A 19,983-nucleotide genomic window follows, 5' to 3' on the forward strand; every position below is an offset into this window, starting at 1 on the left:
GGATTGGGTGGCATTTCGGAAAAGACCGCATTGGGATCGGGAAGCCGACTTGACGAACATGAGATCGCGAGAAAGCCGGCAGGACCGCTATCGACCGAGGCCGTGGGAAAACGCGATGAAGCGAACGGTGGGGCTGGCGTTGCCTTTGCCCTCCGAGCAAGGAAATGATGTTTCAACCTGCTCCCGCTAGGCGGCGATCGCCTTCATCAGCGGCTTGACCCCGAACATGTTGATCATGCGCTTCATATTGTAGGCCAGCACCTGCAAGCTCATCTCCGTCCGCACGTTTTTGAGCGTTTTGGTGAGGAAGTGGGTGGCGCCCATCCAGGCTTTGAGAGTTCCGAAGGCGTGCTCGACAGTCTGGCGGCGGATCTTCATGGCTTCGGGCAGACGGTCGAGCCTTGCCTGCATCTTGTCCAGGACGCCTTCGTGCTGCCAGCGTTTGACGCGTCGGATCTTGTCAGTCGTGCATTGGGGCTTCAGCGCGCAGGTCAAGCAGGCCGTAAGATTGCGATAGTGATCGATATTATCCCGACGATCTGAGCGTACCGCGCCTTTGGTCAGATGTTCGCCCGCGGGGCAGGTGTAGCGGTCATGCTGGGCATCGTAGATAAAGTCCTGCCCGCTAAAAAGCCCGCGGTTTGGATTGTTTGAAGTTTGCGTCTTGGGCACGCAAGGCAGGACGCCCGTTCCGTCCAGCGCCAGCACCTCCTCGCCGTTGTAATAGCCGCGATCGGCCAGCGCTGTGATTTCCTCCTGCCCCGTTGCTTCCAAAGCCTTTTTGCCCATTGCGGCGAGTTGGGAGCGGTCGTGACCCTCGTTGATGACCTCATGGGCCACAATCAGATGGTGCTTGGCGTCGACGGCCATTTGTACGTTGTAGCCGACCATGCCAGTGCCCCTCCCGCTTGTCGCCATTGAGCGCGCGTCAGGATCGGTGAGGGAGATCTGTTTATCGGGCGCAGCCTCGACCTGCTTTCCCATCTCTTTGAAGCTTTGCATCTGCCGTTTGAGGCCCGCGATCTTCTCCTTCAAGCGGCCCGTCCTGGCCTCGGCCACATCGCTGTCTTCACGGTCCGCGCGCTCCAGTGCGTCGAGATAGCGCGCGATGGAAGCCTCCACCTGCTCCATGCGTTTTTGAACTTTGGCTCTCGTGAAATTCTTATCCCGGTTGTTGACTGCTTTGAACTTGCTGCCATCGATGGCGACGATCGCCTGAGTGAACAGGTTCAGCCGGCGGCATAGCGCAACGAACTGCGTGCAGACCGCGCGGATCGCAGGGCCATTGTCGCGACGGAAATCGGCGATGGTCTTGAAGTCGGGCATCAAGCGGCCCGTCAGCCACATCAGTTCCATGTTGCGTTGGGTTTCCCTTCCAGCCGGCGGCTCGACGGGATGCGGTTCAAATAGCCGTAAAGGTAAATCTTCAAAAGCGCTGCCGGATGATAGCCAGGCCGCCCTGTCGCTGCTGGCGCGACGCCTTCGAAGCCGAGAGCCCTAAGATCGAGTTCGTCAATAAAAGCCTTGATGACCCGGACGGGATTATCGTCTGAGATATAGTCTTCCAGGCAGTCAGGAAGTAGCGTCGCCTGCCGGCGATCCTCGCCTTCGATGAAACGTTTCATTCCGACCCCCGCAAATCACTTGCAGAAGCCTACAGGATTCAAGCGTTTCCACACAGCCTCGACCCGACTCGGAAGAACTCGGCGATCGGGGATAAACGCCTGTCGGGCCGGCATTTGCGTTTAACCGTCGCGGCGCAATGGGGTCTGGTAAGAAGCTCGATCAGGGACGAAAGCGGTGAGAGTGATACCCTTGACGCCAGAAACTTCGAGGATCGCTAGGCGGATCATCTGGTTCGAGCCGGCGTCTGCTGCGCTTTCAGATCCCGTTCGTTTCATGGCCTACGCCATGGCGCGCGCCACCCATGAGGACATGCAGGTGCTTCGCCGATATGTCCTGCCGGAAGACTTGGTCGAGGCGCTCGATCGGGCGCCGCCTGGGATCATCGATGCGCGATCCTGGGCGTATTGGAACCTGATTGCCGGCCGTTATCCCGCGCCTCCTTTGCCGAAGAGGCAGCTTTAGAGAGTCGCTGTTCGGTTGAATTTGGCGTCGCGATCACGATTTGGCGGCACGTTCCGCGGCTGCAAGAGACTGAGCGAGACTGTCGAGTTCATCGTCGACTTGGCGGGATAGGCTTCGAAGCCTAATGTGACGCGCGGTATCGTCTGCCGCTCGGGAGGTGTTCGCCGCGTCGTCGATCAGTTCGCGCGCATATCGCAGCAAAGCCTTGAGACTTTTGAGGTCCGCAACAGTAAGCTTCATGGGCATACCCCCACGCTCGCCAATGTGTTAGCGTCACAATGCTTATGGCTATGAATGTATATATGATACAATGAAGGTGTCAACGATACAATTGAAGATGGCGCGCGCGGCTCTAGGCTGGACCATTCGTGAGCTGGCCGAAAAGGCTCGCATTCACGTCAATACCGCCCAGCGCATCGAGGCCGGTCTTCCGGCGCAGAGCGCAACGCTGCAAACGGTGCAGCGCGTCTACGAGGACGCTGGACTGGAATTCATTTTCGCCGATAGCGGCGGTGGGCCAGGCGTCCGTCTGAAATTGAACGCCGAGATCCCGGCGCCTGGAGGGCGCTCGGATGAAGGCGAAGGCAACGAGCCCGACGGCCTGAAGGCTCTCGATTGCGAGTTGGTCGACCATTGGCGCAAGCGGCCACAGCTTTGGCACTCGCTTTCGGAGACAGGTCAGCGTGTGTTGTCCCGCGAAATGTTTGGCGAGGATTGCGCAAACGAGGTGCGCCCCGGAGAATGAGGCGCGACCCCTGATCCTTCGTCGTGTCCTCCCGAATCAAGGACGGTGGAGCCCTTGAAGGCTGAGCTTCGCTTCCGCCCGGTCCCGGCAAACAGGCTCGGCGAGACGAAGCAGGGCAGCTTTCAGGTGAGGGGCTGGACGCGGGATCTGGGGCGTGATTTTGAGCGTGAGAGACGCGGCGGTGAGAAGCAGGAGCACGGCGAAGACACGTTTCAGAAGGGCAACGGGTAAGCTATGCGCAAGCCTTGCGCCAACGGGCGCGGTCAGAACGCTTGCGACGCCGATTGCCGGCATGAAAATCGCGCCCGCGCAAGCGGTGGAACAGCCTTCGGGCGAAGGCGCCAGAAGATAGCCCGCAACGCCCGCCGCAGCGAGCGGAAGGCCGAGCGCGGACGCCGTTCCGATCGCCTTCTTCATGGACACGAAGCGCGACAGGATCGGGACGCAGAAGAAGGCTCCGCCAAACCCAAGGAGTGCAGCAAGCGCCCCGCCGCTCACACTCTTCAGCGCGGTCTCTGCCAGGCGTTTGGCGCCAAGTCTGTCCGGGGTGGCGGCGGCTCTCGCCCTTTCGGGCCTCAGCACCCCCCATGTGAATACAATCGCGTAGAGGACGAAGACCGCGACGATCATGCGCGCATCGAGAAAGGGCGCGAGCATTGTTGCCAGAAAGGCGCCTGCGATCAGGGCGGGCGCCAGGAGGGCGGCACATCTGAGACAGACGGCGCCCTTTGCCGCATGGGCCTGGGCGCTTGCAAGCGCGGTTGGAATGACGAGCGCCAGCGAAGTGGCGGTAGCGATTTTCGGCACGTCGGGCCCGGAGATGCCCAACAATGGCAGCCCGTAGATGAGGCTCGGCACCACGACGAGGCCGCCGCCGATACCCAACAGTCCTGCGGAGAGACCTGAGATGCAGCCGACGGCGGCGAGCAGGACCCAGTCAAAAGGCGTCATTGCCGCTCCCCGCCGGTCGAGGTGTGGCCAAGGTTTTCTCACTTATGAAGATTGGCGCGGCGGGAGCGGGCTGTGGCTCGCAAAGCGAACCCAGCACAAGGTCGAGAGCGCTTTCTCGAGTCTCTGCCAAAAGGCTGCCAAGGCCCTCAGAGCGAAGGCCGACTGTGCACAGAAGTGCCATGGCGAAGACCGCCATCAGCCGGCTCGCCGGGCCCGACAGCAAGAAGGGTCTGAGCCGCAGCGCAAGCGGCGCGATGAGGACGGCACTCATGCCGATTGCGGCCAGCGCTGGTAGGAAGAGGACGCCGGCGCAGGCCGGCCCGCAGGTCAGGGGCGCCGGGACCAAGAGAGCGCCGACCGAGGCGGTGAACGCAAAGGGCAAGGTCAAGGCGCTCGCGGTGGCGGTTGCCTTTGCGGAAGGCAGAGCCCTGGCGAGCGCGGGCGCCAAAACCAAGCCCGCGCTCACACCAGTAAGGGCGGCGAACGCTCCGCCCGCGACCGTTTTCAGCGTCAGGGCAATGAGCGAAGGATTGCGCGGCTGACCATCGGCTCCGCCGCCGCCCGCATGCCTCGAGAGTCGAAGGGCCAGAAGGATGGGTCCTGAACCGAGAAGAAGCGCAACGATCCGGCCGTCCACATTATCCGCGACCATCGCGGCGATCACCGCGCCCACGGCAGCACTTGGCGCAAGAAGGAGGATGAAGTCCCAATCGATCGCCTTCCAGGAGTTCTTGCCCTCCGCTTGGCCGATCGTCACGGGGATCAAGATCGCAAGGGCGGTCGCCGCGGAGAGCCGCGGCGCTGCCTCGGCGGTCACGCCGCAAAGGGGAAGCACAATCAGAAGGGCCGGAGCGAGGGCAAGGCCGCCGGCCTGGCCGAACAGCCCGAAACAGAGGCCGATAAAACCGCCCGTCAGGATCAGAAGTCCCCAGGCGGATGGATCAAGGGCAATTTCCATGGCCATCTCCCTGCGTGGGTTCGGATGGCCTCATCGCTGCACCCCGTCGCGATAGGGATACCCGCCGAAAAACACCGTCGCCTTGTCGCCTGGGACCCAGGGCCGAAGGATCAAATCCTTGGTCACCTGCACCACGAAGCGGTAGCCCGGTCTCACCTCGAGCGTCGGCTGGATTTGCAGATTGCGCTTGGCCATTTCCTGGCCGAGCTGGCCCAATTGCTGGCCGGTGGACGCCGCGATGGTCTGCGTCGCGTTGAGCCCGCCGCTCGTCTGGTTGTTGCCATTGCCCTGGCTGAGCTGAATGCCGGCCGAGAAGGCCGAGAGCAGGATGGCGTTGCTCCAGATCTTCCAGACATGATTGTTGACCTGATCTTTGAAGCCCGCGTAACCGCCTTCGTCGGCGCCGGGCATCCGGCCAAGATCGAGCGAGGACGCATCGGGATAGATGATCCGCGTCCAGGCCACGAGCACCCGCTCCTGGCCGGTGGTAATGCCGGAATCATAGGTGCCGACGAGCTTTGATCCTTGCGGGATGACAATGAAGCGCCCGGTGGCGGTGTCGTAGACGTTCTCTGAAACCTGGGCCAGAAGCTGGCCCGGCAGATCGGAATTTACCCCGCCGATCATGACGGTTGGGATCACAGTGCCGGCGCGCACCTCGTAGGGTGAGCGCGGCGCTTCGCGGCGAGCCTTGAGCGTGTTCTGGTCGGCTGTTTTCGGATCCTGGTCCGCGAGGAAGGCGCGCTTGTCGCGCTGCCTGTTGAGGTCGCGCTCGCGTTCGGCATCGCCGCCGAGCTGCGAAAGTCGGTCCGCCGCCAGTCTTGTAAACTGTTCCGAAGCCGAAAGCGGCGCGGTCTCGCTTGCTGGCGAAGTGGGTCGTCTTGGAAGATTGGCCTCGATTTCGGAACCGGCTCCGAGCGCTGTCAGCGCGAGCTTCTCGCGGGCCTCGCGCAAGTGTTCGAGGCGTTTGTAATAGGCCTCCCAGGCAAGACGATTGGGATCGGGCGCGTTCAGAACAGGCGGCGCGGGTTGGAGCGCGACCGGTTGCGGCAGCACCGGGATGGTCTCGGGCGCTTTGGGCGGAATGTAGCCCGCGTCGGGAGCGTTCGCGAGAATGCCGATCGGTGTTTGCGTCGGGCCGCCCCTGCCGGGATCCTGTTTCGAGGCCTGCAGGCGCAAATGATAGGTGTAGGCGATGGTTGCCATGATAAGCGCCAGGATCGCCATGGCGATCATGAGCGGAACGCGGTTCAAGCGCCGGACGCCTGCGCCGCGCGACGGCGGCCCACCCAGGAGATCGGGGGAGGAAGGAGTTTTGTTCACCGTCTGACCTCTCGAAGCGTCGAGCTGCTGCTGAAAATGGCGGTGCTGCCGGCGCATTCGCCTGGTTCGAAGAGCGCAGCCGAGGGTGTTTGCATCATCAATCCCTCCGCGTGCGGGTGATGGTGACACTGCTCGCGCTGGTGCCCACACCCGAGGTGAGCCGCGCCAGGGTCAGGACCTTGTCGACTTCGAAGCGGTGCTCGACGAAGCGGTAGTTCACAAGCCGCGTCGTCGGCCCGTTGAAGAGGCTGTCGAGGCCAAGGAAGCTCGCGTCTTCGGCGATCTCGACAAGGGCCGGAAGCTCGCTCGAGCCAACCTCGGGCGGAAACAGAATGTAGGTCTTGACGCCGTCGGCATAGACGCGCGTCGGCTTCCAGGGCGCGTCGCCCGAAACAGCGAACTCAAAATCGAGTTTGCCGGGCGCGGGCGCCACGGCCGCCGCCGCGCGCATTTCGCGGGTCTGCTCGACCTTGGTGCGGTACGCCTTCCACTGGCTGCTGGCGTCATCGGGATAGTCGAAAGAAACGCGCGGCATCCAGTCTTGCGAGCGGCTCACAAGCTTGATGATGTAGGTGCGCCGATTGGTGGTGATGACGAGATTGGTGATGAGCCCCACATCGGTCGGCTTGATGATCACATGGGTGATGATGGCCTCGCCCGCCCCTTGCGTCGCCGGCGTAATCTTCCAGCGCACGCTGTCGCCGACATTCAGATCATTGACGCTTTCGCCTTCCTGCAGAGCGAGATCGCAGACGTAGAACGGCGCGCAAACAATCGTCGGCAGCGTGGAGCCGAACACGAACACGGTTGCACCCTCGTCGCCGCGCGCAGGACCTGCGCGATTGCCGGCCCATTCCTTGCCATAGGCCACGCCCTTTTGCTCCTTCGGCGCCAGAGGCGGCTGCGGCCCGGCCAACAGCGGCACGCGCGGCGGTGGTCCTTCGGGAAAGCTCTGAGGCGCCTGCGCCAGCGCCGCGCCAGAAAGCAAGGCTGATAGTGCAAAAACAATCACTGCGCGCATGACAAAGTTTCCCCTCGCGTCAAAGCCGTTGCGACCAGCTGTAGCTGTTGATGTAAATGCCAAGCGGGTTGAGGCGGATGGTGGCCTCGTCCGATGGCGGGTTCAGCGTGATGGCGATCGTGGCCTGCCAATGCTGGGTTTGAGGCTTCGAGCCGTCGCGGGTTCGGGTTTCTTCGCGCCACTCGACGCGCCAGCTATCGGCGGACAGCGGCAGAACGCTTTCGACTTCCACCATGACGGTTTCGGTCTTGGCGCGCTCGAACGGATCGTGGGCGCGCATATGGTCGTTCAGCCGCGCATAGGCGTCGCCCCGCTCGTTGATCATGGCATAGGCTTCTTTCAGGAGCGCGCGCTCGGCGCCCGCATCGGTGTAGACGCTTCTTATGTTGGCGATGAAGCGCGCAAGGCTCGCGACAATGAGCTGATGGTCCGGCTTGACGAGCCGGTCGGCGCGATCCACGGCGGCGGCGGAGCCGAGCTTGTCGACGCGCACGATATAGGGAACGATCTGGCTTTGGCTCGCGACATAGACGAGGCCTGCGCCCGTGATCAGCGCCACGACGAGGGCTAGAATGGCGGCCAGCCGCCAGTTTCGGGCTTGCGCGATGTAATCGCCATAGCGCTCGTTCCATTCGCGGCGCGCATTGAGATAGGGATTGGTCCCTTCCTCACGGGAAGAACCGAAACTCCCGTCGTGATGGCTGCTCATGATCCCTCTCGATGGCTCATAGACAATCTTGATAACCGCGCGCATTTCGCATTGCTGGACCGCGGCTTAAGGCTTTTTCGGCGGCTTGCCGCCTTGGCTCGGCTGTGCCGGTTGGCCCGCGCCCGTGACCGATCCTTGCGGCTGGGCCGGCTCGCTCGCGCTTCTCGCCGCCTGCCGGTCGACGGTTCGTTCTTTCAAGGCCTCGGCCATCTGCCCCGCCCAGGTGCCGTAATGGATGCGACCGCTAAGCCGCATGCCAAGCGTATCGCCGGCCGCCATGGCGGTATTGCCGGCCATGCGAACCACCCTCCCTGGTCCGAAGCTGCCCGAAATGCGTGCATCTTGCATTTGCTCGCTCGCAAGCGCCGAGCTTCGGGCTGCCACCATGCCAGCACCAACGCCGCCCTTGAACGCGCCCCAGCCAACACCGGCAGCGCCCGCGGCAACACCGGCGAGTGCGCCGCCGCCGCTTATTTGCGTGCCATTGATGAGGCCCTGGATCATGTCGGGAATGATCTTGGTCAGCGCCAGCATGACGATGGCCGAGCCGACCGAGACGAGAAGATCGGACGTATTCGTCTCGAAATTCTGGATCAGCGCATTGAAGATTTGCTGGCCAAGCCCAATCAGGAGCTGCAGCACGAACAGCTTCGCGCCGACGCTCAGCGCGTAGATGATCATTTTCAGCGCGTAATCCTTGGTCCAGCGCGATCCGCCGAAGCCCATGAACAGGATGCCGGCCGAGATCACGATGTAGGATTCGACGAGCGCGAGAATGAGGAAGGCGGCGATGAGGGCGAAGCAGATCAACAAAACGAGCGCGAAAATGATGAGGCCCACGCTCGCGCCGGGGCTCCAGATGCTCGACTGATCGAGCACCTTGTTGGCCATGCTGAGCCCGATTGCAAAAATGTCCGACGGCGCGATCAGGCTCGTGCCGCCCGAGGCCTGCACGGCCTCATTGGCGGCGGTCCTGAAGCTGTTGACGATCGCCGCCGCCCAGGCGCTCGAATTGACCAGCAGCGCCAGGAAAAAGCCGATGAACAGGATCTGGTTGACGAGTTCGGCCATCCATTCGCTGACATCGGCGCCGCGAAAGGCAAGCCGGATGGCGGCATAGGACATCTCGATCACGGCGAGCAGCCAGAACAACGTTTGCGCGTAAGTCGCAAGCGTCGCCTCCCATTTCTGCGCGTTTTGTTGGTACAGCCGCACGATCCCATCGAGCGCGTTGGTCGTAGGCTCCGCGGCCTCGGCCGGGCTTGCTGAAATGATGCCGAGGACAACCACGCCAACGGCAAGGCCGATCAGCGCGCACCCCGCTCGGGCCGCAGGCGATGAGCCAAGAGGAGAGCGAAACTCTCTCGGCGGCGTTCTTGGCCGGAGCCGCCTCATCAAAATCGCGCTCCCCCGCTTGTTGGGATCGTCGTTTGCGTTTTGATGAACGTCCGCCAGGCCGCCTGCTGGGAGGCACTCTGGTCGGCCTCAGTCTGGATGGCGTTCGCCTTGAGGCTCGTGTCGGCCAGGATGAGTTGGCGCTGCTTCTGCAACTGCTCGATATTGAGAAGCCCTACTTGAGCAAGCGTCTGCAGAGCCTCAAGATTGCCTTGCACCGCACCGGTCTGGATCTTGAGGCGGTTGATGAGCGCAAGCTCGTCGCCGCCAATCTGGCCCGACTGAAGGGAACCCGCTTCAAGCGTCGAGAGCACGCTCGCATTGGCGTTGGTAGACCATTGCTGATATTTGCCGGCAAAGGCTGCGCTCGTCGCGGGCGAAGTCAGGTAGCTGTCGTAAGTGCCATAGTGCTGGCTAAACTGCGCCGTGAGCCCCGACTTGGCGAAGGACAGCGAATTGGCGCTCGCCAGCGTCGTGTTGACGGATTGGATGTTCGCCGCTCCATCCCCCCATTCGAGCGAGGGCCAAGGCGTCGTGTTCACCGTCATGGTCTGGAACTGATTGGTGTTCGTCTGAAGGATATTGCCTTGCGTACCGAGCTGATCGACGAGCCGCGCCAGATTCATAAGCTGCGTGATTTCGCTCGCGCAATTCGTGCAATAGACGGCCTGGGCCAGGCTTTGCCTGACGCCCGCGACTGACAGCCAAGCGATTGCGGCAAGCGCAAGCGCCGCCGCCTTAAGCTGCTTCTTCATGGCTACCTTCCTCCGTTGCTCCGAAAATGTCTTTGGTATCGAGGCCCCGCTCGGCGAGCCAGGCTCGCGGCCAGTCCCTGCCGTGGGCCTCGATGAGCGCGCGCACGCGGGCCACGTCTTCACGGGATGAGACGGCGGTGAAAGCCAGGGCCACGGGACCAAGTCCGAGCTCGAACAGCCTGCGGCCTTCCGGGCTCGTATAGTAGTAGTGGCGTTTTTTGACCGCGCTTTTCAGAAGCGCGATTTCGGTCTCGTTCAATCCGATCAACCGGTAAAGATCGAGGGGACCAGCGATGCCGTTCGCCCCGCCCTTGTCCGCTTCCTCGTTCGGCAAAAGGATCCTGGTCGGGCAGGATTCGAGGAGAACATCGAGGATGCCGGAGCGCGCCGCGTCCGAAAGGCTCTGGGTTGCCAGCACCACCGCGCAATTGGCCTTGCGCAGCACTTTCAGCCATTCGCGGATCTTTTCCCGGAAGACGGGATGGCCGAGCATCACCCAAGCCTCATCGAGGAGGAGAAGGGCTGGCGCGCCCGTGAGCGAGCGCTCGAAATGGCGAAACAGATAGAGAAGCACCGGGATCAGGTTCTTCTCGCCGAGCGCCATCAGTTCCTCGATCTCGAAGACCGTGAACGAGGCCGCTTCGATGCCGTCGGACCGGGCATCGAGAAGATGGCCGAGCGCGCCTTCGATCGTATAGGTGCCAAGCGCCGCCCGGATGTCCTTGTCCTGAACGGTAGCGATAAAGTCGGTGAGGCTTCGGCCCTCGCCGCTTTTGGTTTCGCGCATCAGCCGCACGGCGCGATGGATTTCTTCTTTCTGCCGCGGTGTGGGCGCGCCTCCCTGTTGAAGCTCGTAGCAGGTGGCAAGCCAGTCTTCGGCGAACGCCACATCTAGAGCCGTCTCGAGTCTGCCGAGCGGACACAGGCCCGGGCTTCCCGTATCGCCCGCCAGATCATAGTGCTGCGCGCCGGCCGCATGAGCGAGAGCGAAAAGCGAACGACCCTTGTCAAAGACCGTGATGCGGGCATGCCGGTAGCGGCGGAACTGCGCGGCGATGAGTGCGAGCAGCGTCGACTTGCCGGCGCCGGTCGGCCCGAAGATCAGCGTATGGCCGACATCGCCCACATGCAGATTGAGCCGGAATGGCGTCGAGCCGGTGGTGGCGCCGTAAAGGAGCGGCGGCGAGCCTTCCGGGAAAAGCGGGCTCGGGCAGACGGGAAGTCCCGGCCAAATGGACGACGCGGGCATAAGGTCGGCGAGGTTCAAACTGTGGAGAAGCGGCCGCCTCACATTCGGGACGGCATGCGCCGGCAGGCTGCCGAGAAAGGCCTCGAGCGTGTTTACCGTCTCGACGCGGCTCGCAAAACCTTCGCGCCGAAGCTCGCGGGCTATTAGGCGCGCCTCATCGAGAAGCGCGTCCCTGTTCTCGCCCATCAAGATGAGGACCGGCGTGTAATAGCCAAAGGCGACGAGGTTGGAGCTGGCGTCGGTGATGGCGTTCTCGGCCTGCGCCGCCATCAGAGCGGCATCCTCATTCACGACGCCGCCTTCCGTGCGGAACACTTGCGCAAAGAACCCCCGCATCCATTGCCGCCATTTGCGCCGGTAGGCGCGAAGGAGCCCGAGGCTTTCATGGGCGTCGAGCGGGATGAAGCGCGAGGAAAAGCGAAACGCGATCGCGAGCGTCTCGAGCCGTGCCAGCATGTTGGGACAGGATTCGGCCGGGAAGCCTTCGATGGCTACGGCCGCGATGAAGTGATCGCCCATTTTCGGGGTATCGCCGCCATAAAGCTCCTGGCCACCGAGCCAGGCATCGCAATACATCGGGCATGGCGGCACGTTGAGGGGGCTGAGATGCCCCGTGACCGCGAAGCTCACATAATTGATGAGTTCGTCCTGCAGATGCGAACGCCCGCTTTCATCGCTCACGCGGTAGGCCTTCATGCGCCGTAACCGCAAGATATCCGACAGGCCGTCTTCGAGATCGCGAAGCACGCGCTCGAAGATCTTGATCTGACGGTCGCCGGGGCTTTCGGGCTCGCTCTTCGGATCGTCGTCGTAAATGAGATCGGCGATCTTGGTGGTGCGGCGAAGCGGCGGCGTGTAGGCGATGAGAAGCGCGTATTCCGTCTCGAAATGAGCGCCTTCGCTCAGGAACTGGCGGCGCCGCTCGGCATCGATGGCAGCCGTGATCGGGTCCGGAAAATGCGAGGCGTCGGTCTCCGGGTAAGCGGCGGCTGGAAGGCGCACGGCGTCGATCCAGAGCGCAAAACCGCTGCCGAGCCTCGCGAGGCTCGCATTGATGCGGCTTGTCACAGAGTTGAGCTCGGCGGGCGTTGCGCTTTGGCTGTCGGGGCCGCGGTAGAGGAAGCCGGCCAGGAGCGAGCCGTCCTTGCAGAGCACAAGGCCATCGCCGATGAGGCTCGCATAATTCAGAAGATCGGCGGTGCCTTTGGCGCGATCGCGGAACTGTTTCAGGCGCAGCATGAGAACCCCTAATCGAGCCTTGAAGCGCGCGACCGCGCCGGAAAATACGCGCCGTAGCGGAGTTGCCGCAGATAGACCCTCGTCATGAAGGGGTCGGCCTTCGCCATCATGCGGAACGCGCCGATCAGGACGAGCCAAAGGCCGGCGCCGATCATGATCGCGATAAGGTTGAGGCTTGAGACGGCGAGGCCGGCGCAGATGATCGCCGTCAACAGCACGGGCTCGCGCTCGCCGCCGAGGAACAGGTTCGGCCGGTGCAGGGCGCGATAGAGCGGAGTGCGTCTGAGCTCGCCCATCAGATCACCGCTCCGGCGCTGAACAGCGTGCTCAAGAGGTCGGTGGCAAACACCATGAGCGAGACGACGAGCACGAGCATGATGACGCGGCGCACGAATTCATTGATCTCGCCGCCAAAGACGAGAATGGCGCCTGTTACGACGATGCCCATCAGCGAGACCGCATAAGCGACGGGGCCTGTGATGCTGTCGCGGAGTTTTTGCAGGGGCGTTTCCCATTGGAGCCCGCTGCCGGTCGAGGACGCAAATGCGTGCTCGGGAAAGGCGATCAGGAGAAAAAGCAGCGCCGTCAGCGCGAGGCTCCAAAATGCGGTGAAATCGCTTGGGGCTTTTCGCATGGGTTACTCCTCGGCTTCGGTGACGTAATCGCTGCCATCGTGATCGATGACGCGCAGCAGCTCCTGCACTTGGCGGCCGGATTTGGTGGCGGCTGTCTTCGCAATGACAATGATGAGGTCGACGGCGGCAGCGATCGTCTTTTGCATGGCGGCCGCGGTGACTTCGCCGATGAGATTTTCGAGGCGGATCAGGCCACCCTTCGCGTTATTGGCGTGGACGGTGGCGACGCCGCCCGGATGGCCGGTATTCCAGGCCTTCAAGAGATCGAGGCATTCGCCGCCCCGCACTTCGCCGACAAGTATCCGGTCCGGCCGATAGCGCATGGTCGAGCGGAGAAGCCGCCGTAAATCGATGGTTTCGGTGGTGCGCTTGAACACGTGATTGGGCGCGGCGCATTGGATCTCGGGCGTGTCCTCGATGATCAGCAAACGCTCGCCTGGAAGTTCGGCGCCGATCAGATGGATGACGGCGTTGACGAGCGTCGTCTTGCCAGAGCCGGTGCCGCCAACAATGAGGATGTTCTGGTGACCGAGCGCTGCTTCCCGGATCAAGGCCCGCTGGCGCTGGCTCATGGTCCCGGCGCTCACATAATCGTCGAGGGTGAAGATGCGGGTGGCGCGTTTCCTGATGCAAAAACTCGGGGCTGCCACCACGGGCGGGATCAGCCCTTCGAAGCGGCTGCCGTCGAGCGGCAACTCGCATTCAAGGATCGGGTTCTCGCGAGTGATGGTGGTCTTGTGAAGCGCCGCGATGGTTGCCATGGCGGCCTCGGCTTGATGCGGGGGTATCTCGCCGAGGCGCGCCATGGGGTGCCCAGTACGCTCGACCCAAAGGACACCATCGGGGTTCAGCATGATCTCTATGACCTCCGGGTCTCGAAGACAGCTGAGAATCTGTTCGCCAAGCTCGCGTTCGAGCTTCTGGCCGACGCGGACAGCGTGTTCGGACGCGGAACGATAAGGGGCCATGAACGCATCGGCTCGGATCGGCTGTGTTACGATGTGCTCGCTTGTAGGCTATCGAGTGGAGGAGGGCAAACTTGCAAAACCCGGTGTAGGTTCTGAACGCCTTCGCACTCCTAGCCTCCATGGCCTTTATTGCCAAAGTCTTCGGTAAGGCCAGCGCTCGGATGCCAGCCTTCTGTTGAGTTCATGTGTCGAGCGGTGAAATCACTATTACAATAATAGTCGCCGTCAAATCAGCGCGTATCTCTACCGTTAATTCCCGCCTCGTTGCCATCGTGAAACACGATAAGCCATGAACGATAATCAATGTATGATATTATTGCATATTGGCGACGAACGACTTGCGACAATACACCATCGAACACTGTGTCTCTGGTGCATCATAGATCGTTCAAACACTATCGTATGTTGATAGACTGTGCCGCGGAGTGCTCTAGCCTTATCCCATCAAGCCCATTTCCCGGGTCCGGCCTTGCCTCCCAGGCAAGAGCGCCTATAGTGCACACACGATAGTAGCCCCTCGGCCCTGTGCCGCTCAGAGCCATCAATGTCCGACAAAAGTCCGTCCTCTGAAACAAGCCCCGCTGAACCGCCGAAGCGGAAGCGGGCGTTGCCGGTCCTCGCCAAGAAGAGGGCGCCAGACAGCCAGCCGGAACGGGAGATATTTGCGAGGAATTTGCGCAGGGCTCGCATCGATGCGAGCCTGAGCCAGCGCGAGCTCGCCGCGGTCACAGGCATCGCCCAGGCTCATATTTCCGAGCTGGAAAACGCGATGCACAATGTCTGCATCGACACCATGGTCAAGCTCGCCCAGGCCGTGAAGAAGCCGCTTTTCCAGATGTTTCAGCCTTAGATTGCTCCGCCCCGTTCCTGTATGCTATTGTCATACGCATGAGCGAAACATCCACATCGATCTTGAGCATTCGTGTGAGCCCAGATGAGCGGGCCATCCTTGAAGCGGCCGCCGAGCAATCGCGCACGACATTAAGCGACTTCATGCGCCGAAAGGCTTTGGAGGCAGCCGAAATCGATGTGCTTGGCCGGACGGTGGTGACGATTCCCGCCGAAAGCTGGGAGCGTTTCGAGGCCTGGATCGGCGAACCCGCGAAAGAAATTCCCGGGCTCCAGGACCTGAACCGGACCAAACCAAGCTGGAGCAAATAGCTTGGCGGTTAAGCGGCCGAGGCCACTGGCCGAGAGCGATGACCGTGCCTCTTTCGATTGCGGCCGGCCTTCGCTTAATGCGTGGTTCCAGCGAAATGCGTGGGGCAATCACGTCAACGGAGTGTCGCGCGTCACCGTTTTGGCCGATGACACGAGCTGCGGACGGATCGTTGGCTTCGTGACTTTGAGCGCAGCGCAAATCGAGCGCGCTTGGATGCCCAAAGCCGACCAGCGCAATCGCCCCGATCCCGTTCCCGTCACGCTCCTCGGACAGCTTGCCGTGGACCGCCAAGATCAAGGGCTGGGACATGCGCGCTCGCTCCTCCTCTTCGCCTTGCGGACCGCGCTTCAAGCATCAGGACTGATCGGCAGCACGGGCGTCATCACGCATCCACTCGACGACAGCCTTCGCGCGTTTTACAGGCGCTGGGGCTTCCAGGATCTCCCTTTCGATCCCCGCCGCGCTATGATTGTGCGGATGGTCGATTTGCGCGCGAGCTTTTCGGGAGCCGAGTAAGGCTGACAGAGTGGAGACGATAAAGTGGATCGCCCCCTTAAATCATCTATTTGCGCTGTGCAGGCTTCCTGCCTTTGCGCAATCGAGCCGATGCCCGCGATCGAGCGGACTTCCTATCATGGCTTGCTTTGGGAATGCCGAGGAATGAGGCAGAAGCCGGCCGTTCATGCGTAAGCCCTCGCCTGTCTGTTCGACGACGTCACCTTCAAGCGCGGCAATGGGCTTCAACATGGGCTCGAGTCCTCCCGGACAAGAGCCCGTTGACAAATAGCCCCGTGCTTTCGCCTCCAGGAAGACACCGGTTGGCGGCGGACACACGCTGACGATCTGGCCGCGCTCCAGCGGGCCATTGACCGGCAGGACCCGCCAAATCCCAACCGGCACGGAAGGGGTTTCATTGAAGCGATAGCCCAACCTGTCCGCGACGCCTGTGAGCACGAACACTATCGCGGCCGCCATCCAGGCGGCGAGTCCTACTCGGCGGCTTTGGGATCCCATTGAAAGGCCGGTGTTTGCCTGCGGTGAAGGCTGTCGGTCGCGGGAACAGGCAGCTTCGCCCGCTCGCGGAACACGGGATCAGAAAAATAAAGGCTCTGCGTGCCGAAGATCGGCGCGTGCCCCGCGACAAAGATGAGCATGTCGCCCGGCTCGATGATGAGGTCGCCGCTGTCCTTCAATGGCGATTTCAAGCGCATGATCTCATCGGCGGTGAGCAGCGACCGGCTGACCTGGTGATAGGTCTTCGAAACCTGCGTCAAGACCGCGCCGAAGCGCCGGCCGCTCGTGGTGATGTCCTCCTTCACGATGGTGGCAGTGCCGACCATGCGCGACAGCCATTCGGCGGTCTCGACCCTGTTCGGCGCATAGGCGATCCGCACATGGCAATTGGACGTGATGCTCTCGTCCTTGCCATAGGCGCCCCAGAGCTGGGACATGTCCTGCATGATGAGATAGGCCTTGATGCCGTAGCCCGCGATATAGGCGAGCGCCTCCTGGAACACTTCAAGTTTGCCGTAGGATGGAAATTCATCGAGCATGAGGAGCAGCCGGTGCTTGTGCGGCGCCTGCGGCTGGCCATCGACGAAGGTGATTTCCGGGCGCAACAGCACGCGGACAAGCTGGTTGATGATAAGCCGCATCAAGGGCCGCATGCGGTCCTTGTCTTCGGCGCGGACCACGAGATAGAGCGTGACGGGGCGGTCGTGGTTCATCAGATCGCCCACCTTGAAGTCGGAGCGCGCCACGTTCCTGGCGACGAGCGGATCGCGATAGAGCGACAGGAACGACATCGCCGTCGAGAGCACCGAACCGCGTTCCTCGTCGGGCCGATTCAGCATGTCGCGTGCAGCACTCGCGATGGTGGAATGGGTTTTCTCGCCCTCGCCCCAGCTGTTGGCGATCATCTCGAAATAAAGGCTCTCGATGCGCTGATCCGGATCGGACAGCGCGGCGGCCACATCGGGGAGCGAGCCGACCTTGCCTTCCGCGCGCTTCTTATAGAGAACGTGGAGGACCGCGCCGGTCAGAAAGGCGTGGCTCGTCTTTGCCCAATGATCGACGAGGCCTTTGCCTTCCGGGTCGACGAGGATGGTCACGAGGTTCTGGACATCGCCAACCTCGTGAAGGCTGCCCAGCCTGATCTCTTCGAGCGGGTTGAAGCTGACGCTGCCCGAGGAAGCGCCCGGATCAAACTTCATGACGGCATTGCCTGCCTCTTTTTTCCGCCAGGCCGCCGTCAAATTCCAGAGTTCGGCTTTCTGATCGTTGACGACGACGCTATGGGGCCAGGAGAGAAGCGTCGGCACGACAAGCCCGACGCCTTTGCCCGATCGCGTCGGTGCAATGGCGGCGACATGCTCCGGGCCGTTGTGGCGCAGGTAACGAAGCCGTTTGCGTTCATCGCGCCAGCCGCCGACATAAACGCCTTCGCCGCGCCGTCCCTTCTTTGGCAAAAGCCCTGTCGCCTCGATTTCAGCCTGGCTCGCCCAATGAGCGGTCCCGTGAATGCCTTCGTGCCGTTCCGCGTTCCGCCCGCTTGCCGCGAGCAGGCCGAACAGGCCGCAAGAAAGCGCAAGCGCCATGCCTGCCGAGACGGTTCGGAACACGCTGTGGGTCTGGCCGCCGAACTTCTGCTGCCAGATCAGCCACTCCCAGGGTGGATAGAGAGGACCGATGAGAGGCGCGCCAAGAGCGGGATGATGGGCGAACCGTGAAGCGACATACTGCGTCGCTACGCCGTTAAGGACGATGAGGCCGATCAGGACGGCGATCGCGAGCGCTTTTCTGTCAGGCTTCGGACGCTCCGCCCCGATCATCGCCATTCCCGTTCGTTGCCTGATCAAATCGGACAGCGTGAGCGAGCCTGCCTTCCCGCTGGCTTTCAAGTGTCGTCCTCTCGCCGCAAGCCAGAATAACGGCATGATCGTCTATAGACAATCGCTTTATCTAACGCCTGCGCTATGGACGCGAGAGGCGAGGACGCGGCGTGTTCTTCATCATGAGCCGCTGCCGTTCGGCCTCCATGGCGGGATCGCTGAACGTGATGGCAAGTGAAAGCGCTGCTGCGGCCTCGACCGCTTGTCTCTTGAAGGCGCCTGTTCCTTCGACCGCCAGGGCCTGGCCGGCAAAACGCTGCGCCCCGAGCGTCAGGGCGACGATGGCGGCCTGATAGGAGGCCTTGTCGATGCGGATGCGCAGGCTCTCGTCGGCGACCGCGCCGCCGTCGGAGAGGCGATAGACAAGTTCGCCGTTGCGCTGGCAGACGGGGTTCAAGTCCTGCAAGATGACGGTTCTTGCGGCCTCCGCATCCTTGGCGGTGAGGAAGGCCGCCGCGGTCTTTGCTCCGGCTGTCCCGCTCGCGCGCAAAGCCCGAAGCGCATCCCCGTCGCCTGCCTTCGCGCGCGCCTGCAAATAGGACACCCAGGTGAAGAAGTACGCCTCTTCGATCGCGGCCTCGCGCTCGCGCCGCTTGGCGGCGAGCGCGGCCAGCGCTCGCGATCGCACCAGGCGAAGCTCAGCCCGTCTCGATGTCTTGCCCGCCCGGGTAAGCCCCGAGCGCTTGATATCGGCCCAGCCTTTTGCGAATGCCGCGTAAGCCCCGTTCCGGGCTGCGGCGCTGGCCGCGCGGGATTTTCGCCGGGCTTCGAGGCCTTGCTGGCGCTGGCGGACATAATCCGCATAGAGCGTCGAGGTGTTGAGAGGGTGCAGCGGCGCAGGGCCATAGGCGTCCTTGGCGGCCGCAGCGCCCAGGGCGCCAGGCTGAAAGGCGCCAAGACGCGATGTGAGCTCCGGGTGTCGGTGTTTCTCCGGGCTCGAACGACACGACGAGATGGTAGGTGCGATCCGATCGGCTGCGCTTGTTGAGCGCTTGGGTGGCGAGAATCTCCTTGATCGCGAGATCAGGGGCCTCCGACATACAGTTCGAGACCCGGACGGCCCCAACCCGCCCAGCGTCCTCTTCTCCATCGAGAATATAGCTGAAGGTGTGCGTCGCGAGCGTCTCGCTCGGCGCTCGACCGTCGTCAAGGATGTAGGCGCCGAGCCGACCGAAATTTGAGGCGGCTTTAGGCCTCAGGATTCGTTTCGCGATCATCGCTTAACGCGCCTTTGCGGCTTGCTCGAAGGAGCTATCCACCGAACCTGCGGCCGCGATCCCAGCAGCCTTGCTGCTCCACGTATCGGATCGGGGATTCACAGGCCGCGCCGATCGCGCATGATCATGAAGGGGGCAAGAAACGCGCCCAGCACGAGCTGAACGAGCGTAGCCACGACGCCGTAAAAGACATTGGTCAGCCGGATGTTGACGACGAAAGCGAACAGGAGACCGGCCCCGCCCAAGCCCAACAGCGCAAGGCCGTTCGACAGGTTTTCGTGCTTCGCAAGGGCATCGCTATAATAGAGGACGCCCTCCCAGAAGATGATGGCGGCGATGCCGACGCCAGCAAAGGCAGGCAGCGTCAGCAACTCGACACCAAACCGCTTCAAGCAAAACGCATTGTAGTGCGTGCAAGAGACGATAATCGCCCCAAAAGCGCCGACTGCCATCGCGGCATAGGCGGTGATTTCCAACATAGCATGGCGCCTCCCGGCCGGCTACCCGGCGCGTCCAACGACGATCCTGTTGATGGCGCGGATCGTTCCCGCAAGCGTGATCGTATATAAGATATCATACCTAAAATGCACAGGTCGTCTATGGCGCCTATCGGCCGCACCGGCGTAGGTTAGCTACGATTGTACTTGTACCATTAAAAGACACTGCTTGTGGAGAAA

The 19,983-nt window shown here is 62.2% G+C and carries 21 protein-coding genes and 1 pseudogene; 5 read left to right on the forward strand and 17 right to left on the reverse strand.

The genetic code is table 11. The features are described 5' to 3' along the window. Positions 1-186: 186 nt before the first annotated feature. Positions 187-1,625, reverse strand: a pseudogene (locus RVAN_RS05345) (IS1182 family transposase). 274 nt (positions 1,626-1,899) lie between these two features. On the opposite strand from RVAN_RS05345, the gene RVAN_RS05350 reads away from it, so the two are divergent. Both RVAN_RS05350 and RVAN_RS19515 read left to right on the forward strand, forming a co-directional pair. After that, positions 1,900-2,088, forward strand: coding sequence for a hypothetical protein (locus RVAN_RS05350; RefSeq protein ID WP_245258037.1), 189 nt, complete (start codon positions 1,900-1,902; stop codon positions 2,086-2,088). Positions 2,089-2,398: 310 nt separating this feature from the next. After that, positions 2,399-2,833 (forward strand): helix-turn-helix domain-containing protein, encoded by a 435-nt coding sequence (locus tag RVAN_RS19515; protein WP_013418743.1) that lies wholly within the window; start codon positions 2,399-2,401, stop codon positions 2,831-2,833. A 36-nt stretch (positions 2,834-2,869) separates the two neighbouring features. Here the strand turns inward: RVAN_RS19515 and RVAN_RS05365 are convergent, their stop codons facing one another. From RVAN_RS05365 to trbB, 11 genes are all read right to left on the reverse strand, one after another. Next, the gene (locus tag RVAN_RS05365) at positions 2,870-3,784 is read right to left on the reverse strand and encodes a sulfite exporter TauE/SafE family protein (protein ID WP_013418744.1); all 915 of its coding nucleotides are present in this window, start codon (positions 3,782-3,784) and stop codon (positions 2,870-2,872) included. Further along, positions 3,771-4,742 (reverse strand): sulfite exporter TauE/SafE family protein, encoded by a 972-nt coding sequence (locus RVAN_RS05370; RefSeq protein WP_013418745.1) that lies wholly within the window; start codon positions 4,740-4,742, stop codon positions 3,771-3,773. Before RVAN_RS05370 ends, RVAN_RS05365 begins: the two co-directional genes overlap by 14 nt. Before the next feature lie 30 nt (positions 4,743-4,772). Then, on the reverse strand, positions 4,773-6,065 hold the full coding sequence (locus RVAN_RS05375; RefSeq protein WP_013418746.1) for a TrbI/VirB10 family protein: 1,293 nt from the start codon (positions 6,063-6,065) through the stop codon (positions 4,773-4,775). Positions 6,066-6,162: 97 nt separating this feature from the next. After that, positions 6,163-7,086: a P-type conjugative transfer protein TrbG gene (gene trbG / locus RVAN_RS05380; protein WP_013418747.1), complete on the reverse strand. Its 924-nt coding sequence runs from the start codon at positions 7,084-7,086 to the stop codon at positions 6,163-6,165. Positions 7,087-7,105: 19 nt separating this feature from the next. Then, entirely contained in the window at positions 7,106-7,795 is a 690-nt protein-coding gene (trbF, locus tag RVAN_RS05385) for a conjugal transfer protein TrbF (RefSeq protein ID WP_013418748.1), read from the reverse strand. A gap of 66 nt (positions 7,796-7,861) precedes the next feature. Beyond that, positions 7,862-9,190: a P-type conjugative transfer protein TrbL gene (gene trbL / locus RVAN_RS05390; protein WP_013418749.1), complete on the reverse strand. Its 1,329-nt coding sequence runs from the start codon at positions 9,188-9,190 to the stop codon at positions 7,862-7,864. Then, positions 9,190-9,945 carry a conjugal transfer protein TrbJ gene (locus tag RVAN_RS05395; protein WP_013418750.1) on the reverse strand — a complete coding sequence of 252 codons (756 nt, stop codon included), beginning with the start codon at positions 9,943-9,945 and terminating at the stop codon, positions 9,190-9,192. The genes trbL and RVAN_RS05395 overlap by 1 nt, the downstream gene beginning before the upstream one ends. Beyond that, positions 9,929-12,433, reverse strand: a complete 2,505-nt coding sequence (locus RVAN_RS05400; RefSeq protein WP_013418751.1) for a transporter — start codon at positions 12,431-12,433, stop codon at positions 9,929-9,931. Before RVAN_RS05400 ends, RVAN_RS05395 begins: the two co-directional genes overlap by 17 nt. Before the next feature lie 8 nt (positions 12,434-12,441). Then, a complete protein-coding gene (trbD, locus tag RVAN_RS05405; RefSeq protein ID WP_013418752.1) occupies positions 12,442-12,729 on the reverse strand; it encodes a conjugal transfer protein TrbD in 288 nt (95 codons plus the stop codon). Beyond that, positions 12,729-13,067, reverse strand: a complete 339-nt coding sequence (locus tag RVAN_RS05410) for a TrbC/VirB2 family protein (RefSeq protein WP_013418753.1) — start codon at positions 13,065-13,067, stop codon at positions 12,729-12,731. The genes trbD and RVAN_RS05410 overlap by 1 nt, the downstream gene beginning before the upstream one ends. A 3-nt stretch (positions 13,068-13,070) precedes the next feature. Then, the gene (trbB, locus tag RVAN_RS05415; RefSeq protein ID WP_013418754.1) at positions 13,071-14,036 is read right to left on the reverse strand and encodes a P-type conjugative transfer ATPase TrbB; all 966 of its coding nucleotides are present in this window, start codon (positions 14,034-14,036) and stop codon (positions 13,071-13,073) included. A 607-nt stretch (positions 14,037-14,643) separates the two neighbouring features. On the opposite strand from trbB, the gene RVAN_RS19520 reads away from it, so the two are divergent. From RVAN_RS19520 to RVAN_RS05425, 3 genes are all read left to right on the forward strand, one after another. Further along, complete coding sequence (locus tag RVAN_RS19520; RefSeq protein ID WP_245258038.1) at positions 14,644-14,886, forward strand: helix-turn-helix transcriptional regulator; 243 nt, start codon at positions 14,644-14,646, stop codon at positions 14,884-14,886. Positions 14,887-14,924: 38 nt separating this feature from the next. After that, positions 14,925-15,197, forward strand: a complete 273-nt coding sequence (locus tag RVAN_RS05420; RefSeq protein WP_013418756.1) for a DUF1778 domain-containing protein — start codon at positions 14,925-14,927, stop codon at positions 15,195-15,197. A gap of 121 nt (positions 15,198-15,318) precedes the next feature. Continuing rightward, on the forward strand, positions 15,319-15,714 hold the full coding sequence (locus RVAN_RS05425) for a GNAT family N-acetyltransferase (protein ID WP_280642134.1): 396 nt from the start codon (positions 15,319-15,321) through the stop codon (positions 15,712-15,714). 42 nt (positions 15,715-15,756) lie between these two features. On the opposite strand, the gene RVAN_RS21105 is transcribed toward RVAN_RS05425, so the two are convergent. The 5 genes from RVAN_RS21105 to RVAN_RS05450 all read right to left on the reverse strand — a co-directional run bounded on the left by RVAN_RS21105 (position 15,757) and on the right by RVAN_RS05450 (position 19,785). Continuing rightward, positions 15,757-16,212: a S26 family signal peptidase gene (locus RVAN_RS21105; RefSeq protein WP_081449398.1), complete on the reverse strand. Its 456-nt coding sequence runs from the start codon at positions 16,210-16,212 to the stop codon at positions 15,757-15,759. Then, the gene (locus RVAN_RS05435; RefSeq protein WP_245258040.1) at positions 16,188-18,098 is read right to left on the reverse strand and encodes a type IV secretory system conjugative DNA transfer family protein; all 1,911 of its coding nucleotides are present in this window, start codon (positions 18,096-18,098) and stop codon (positions 16,188-16,190) included. The genes RVAN_RS21105 and RVAN_RS05435 overlap by 25 nt, the downstream gene beginning before the upstream one ends. A 73-nt stretch (positions 18,099-18,171) precedes the next feature. Beyond that, a complete protein-coding gene (locus tag RVAN_RS05440) occupies positions 18,172-18,717 on the reverse strand; it encodes an LPD7 domain-containing protein (protein ID WP_041787291.1) in 546 nt (181 codons plus the stop codon). Between the two features lie 10 nt (positions 18,718-18,727). Next, on the reverse strand, positions 18,728-19,306 hold the full coding sequence (locus tag RVAN_RS21110) for a relaxase/mobilization nuclease domain-containing protein (protein ID WP_081449399.1): 579 nt from the start codon (positions 19,304-19,306) through the stop codon (positions 18,728-18,730). Positions 19,307-19,404: 98 nt separating this feature from the next. Beyond that, positions 19,405-19,785: a hypothetical protein gene (locus RVAN_RS05450; protein WP_013418760.1), complete on the reverse strand. Its 381-nt coding sequence runs from the start codon at positions 19,783-19,785 to the stop codon at positions 19,405-19,407. Between the last annotated feature and the right edge of the window lie 198 nt (positions 19,786-19,983).

Source organism: Rhodomicrobium vannielii ATCC 17100, from assembly GCF_000166055.1.
Taxonomy (GTDB): domain Bacteria; phylum Pseudomonadota; class Alphaproteobacteria; order Rhizobiales; family Rhodomicrobiaceae; genus Rhodomicrobium; species Rhodomicrobium vannielii.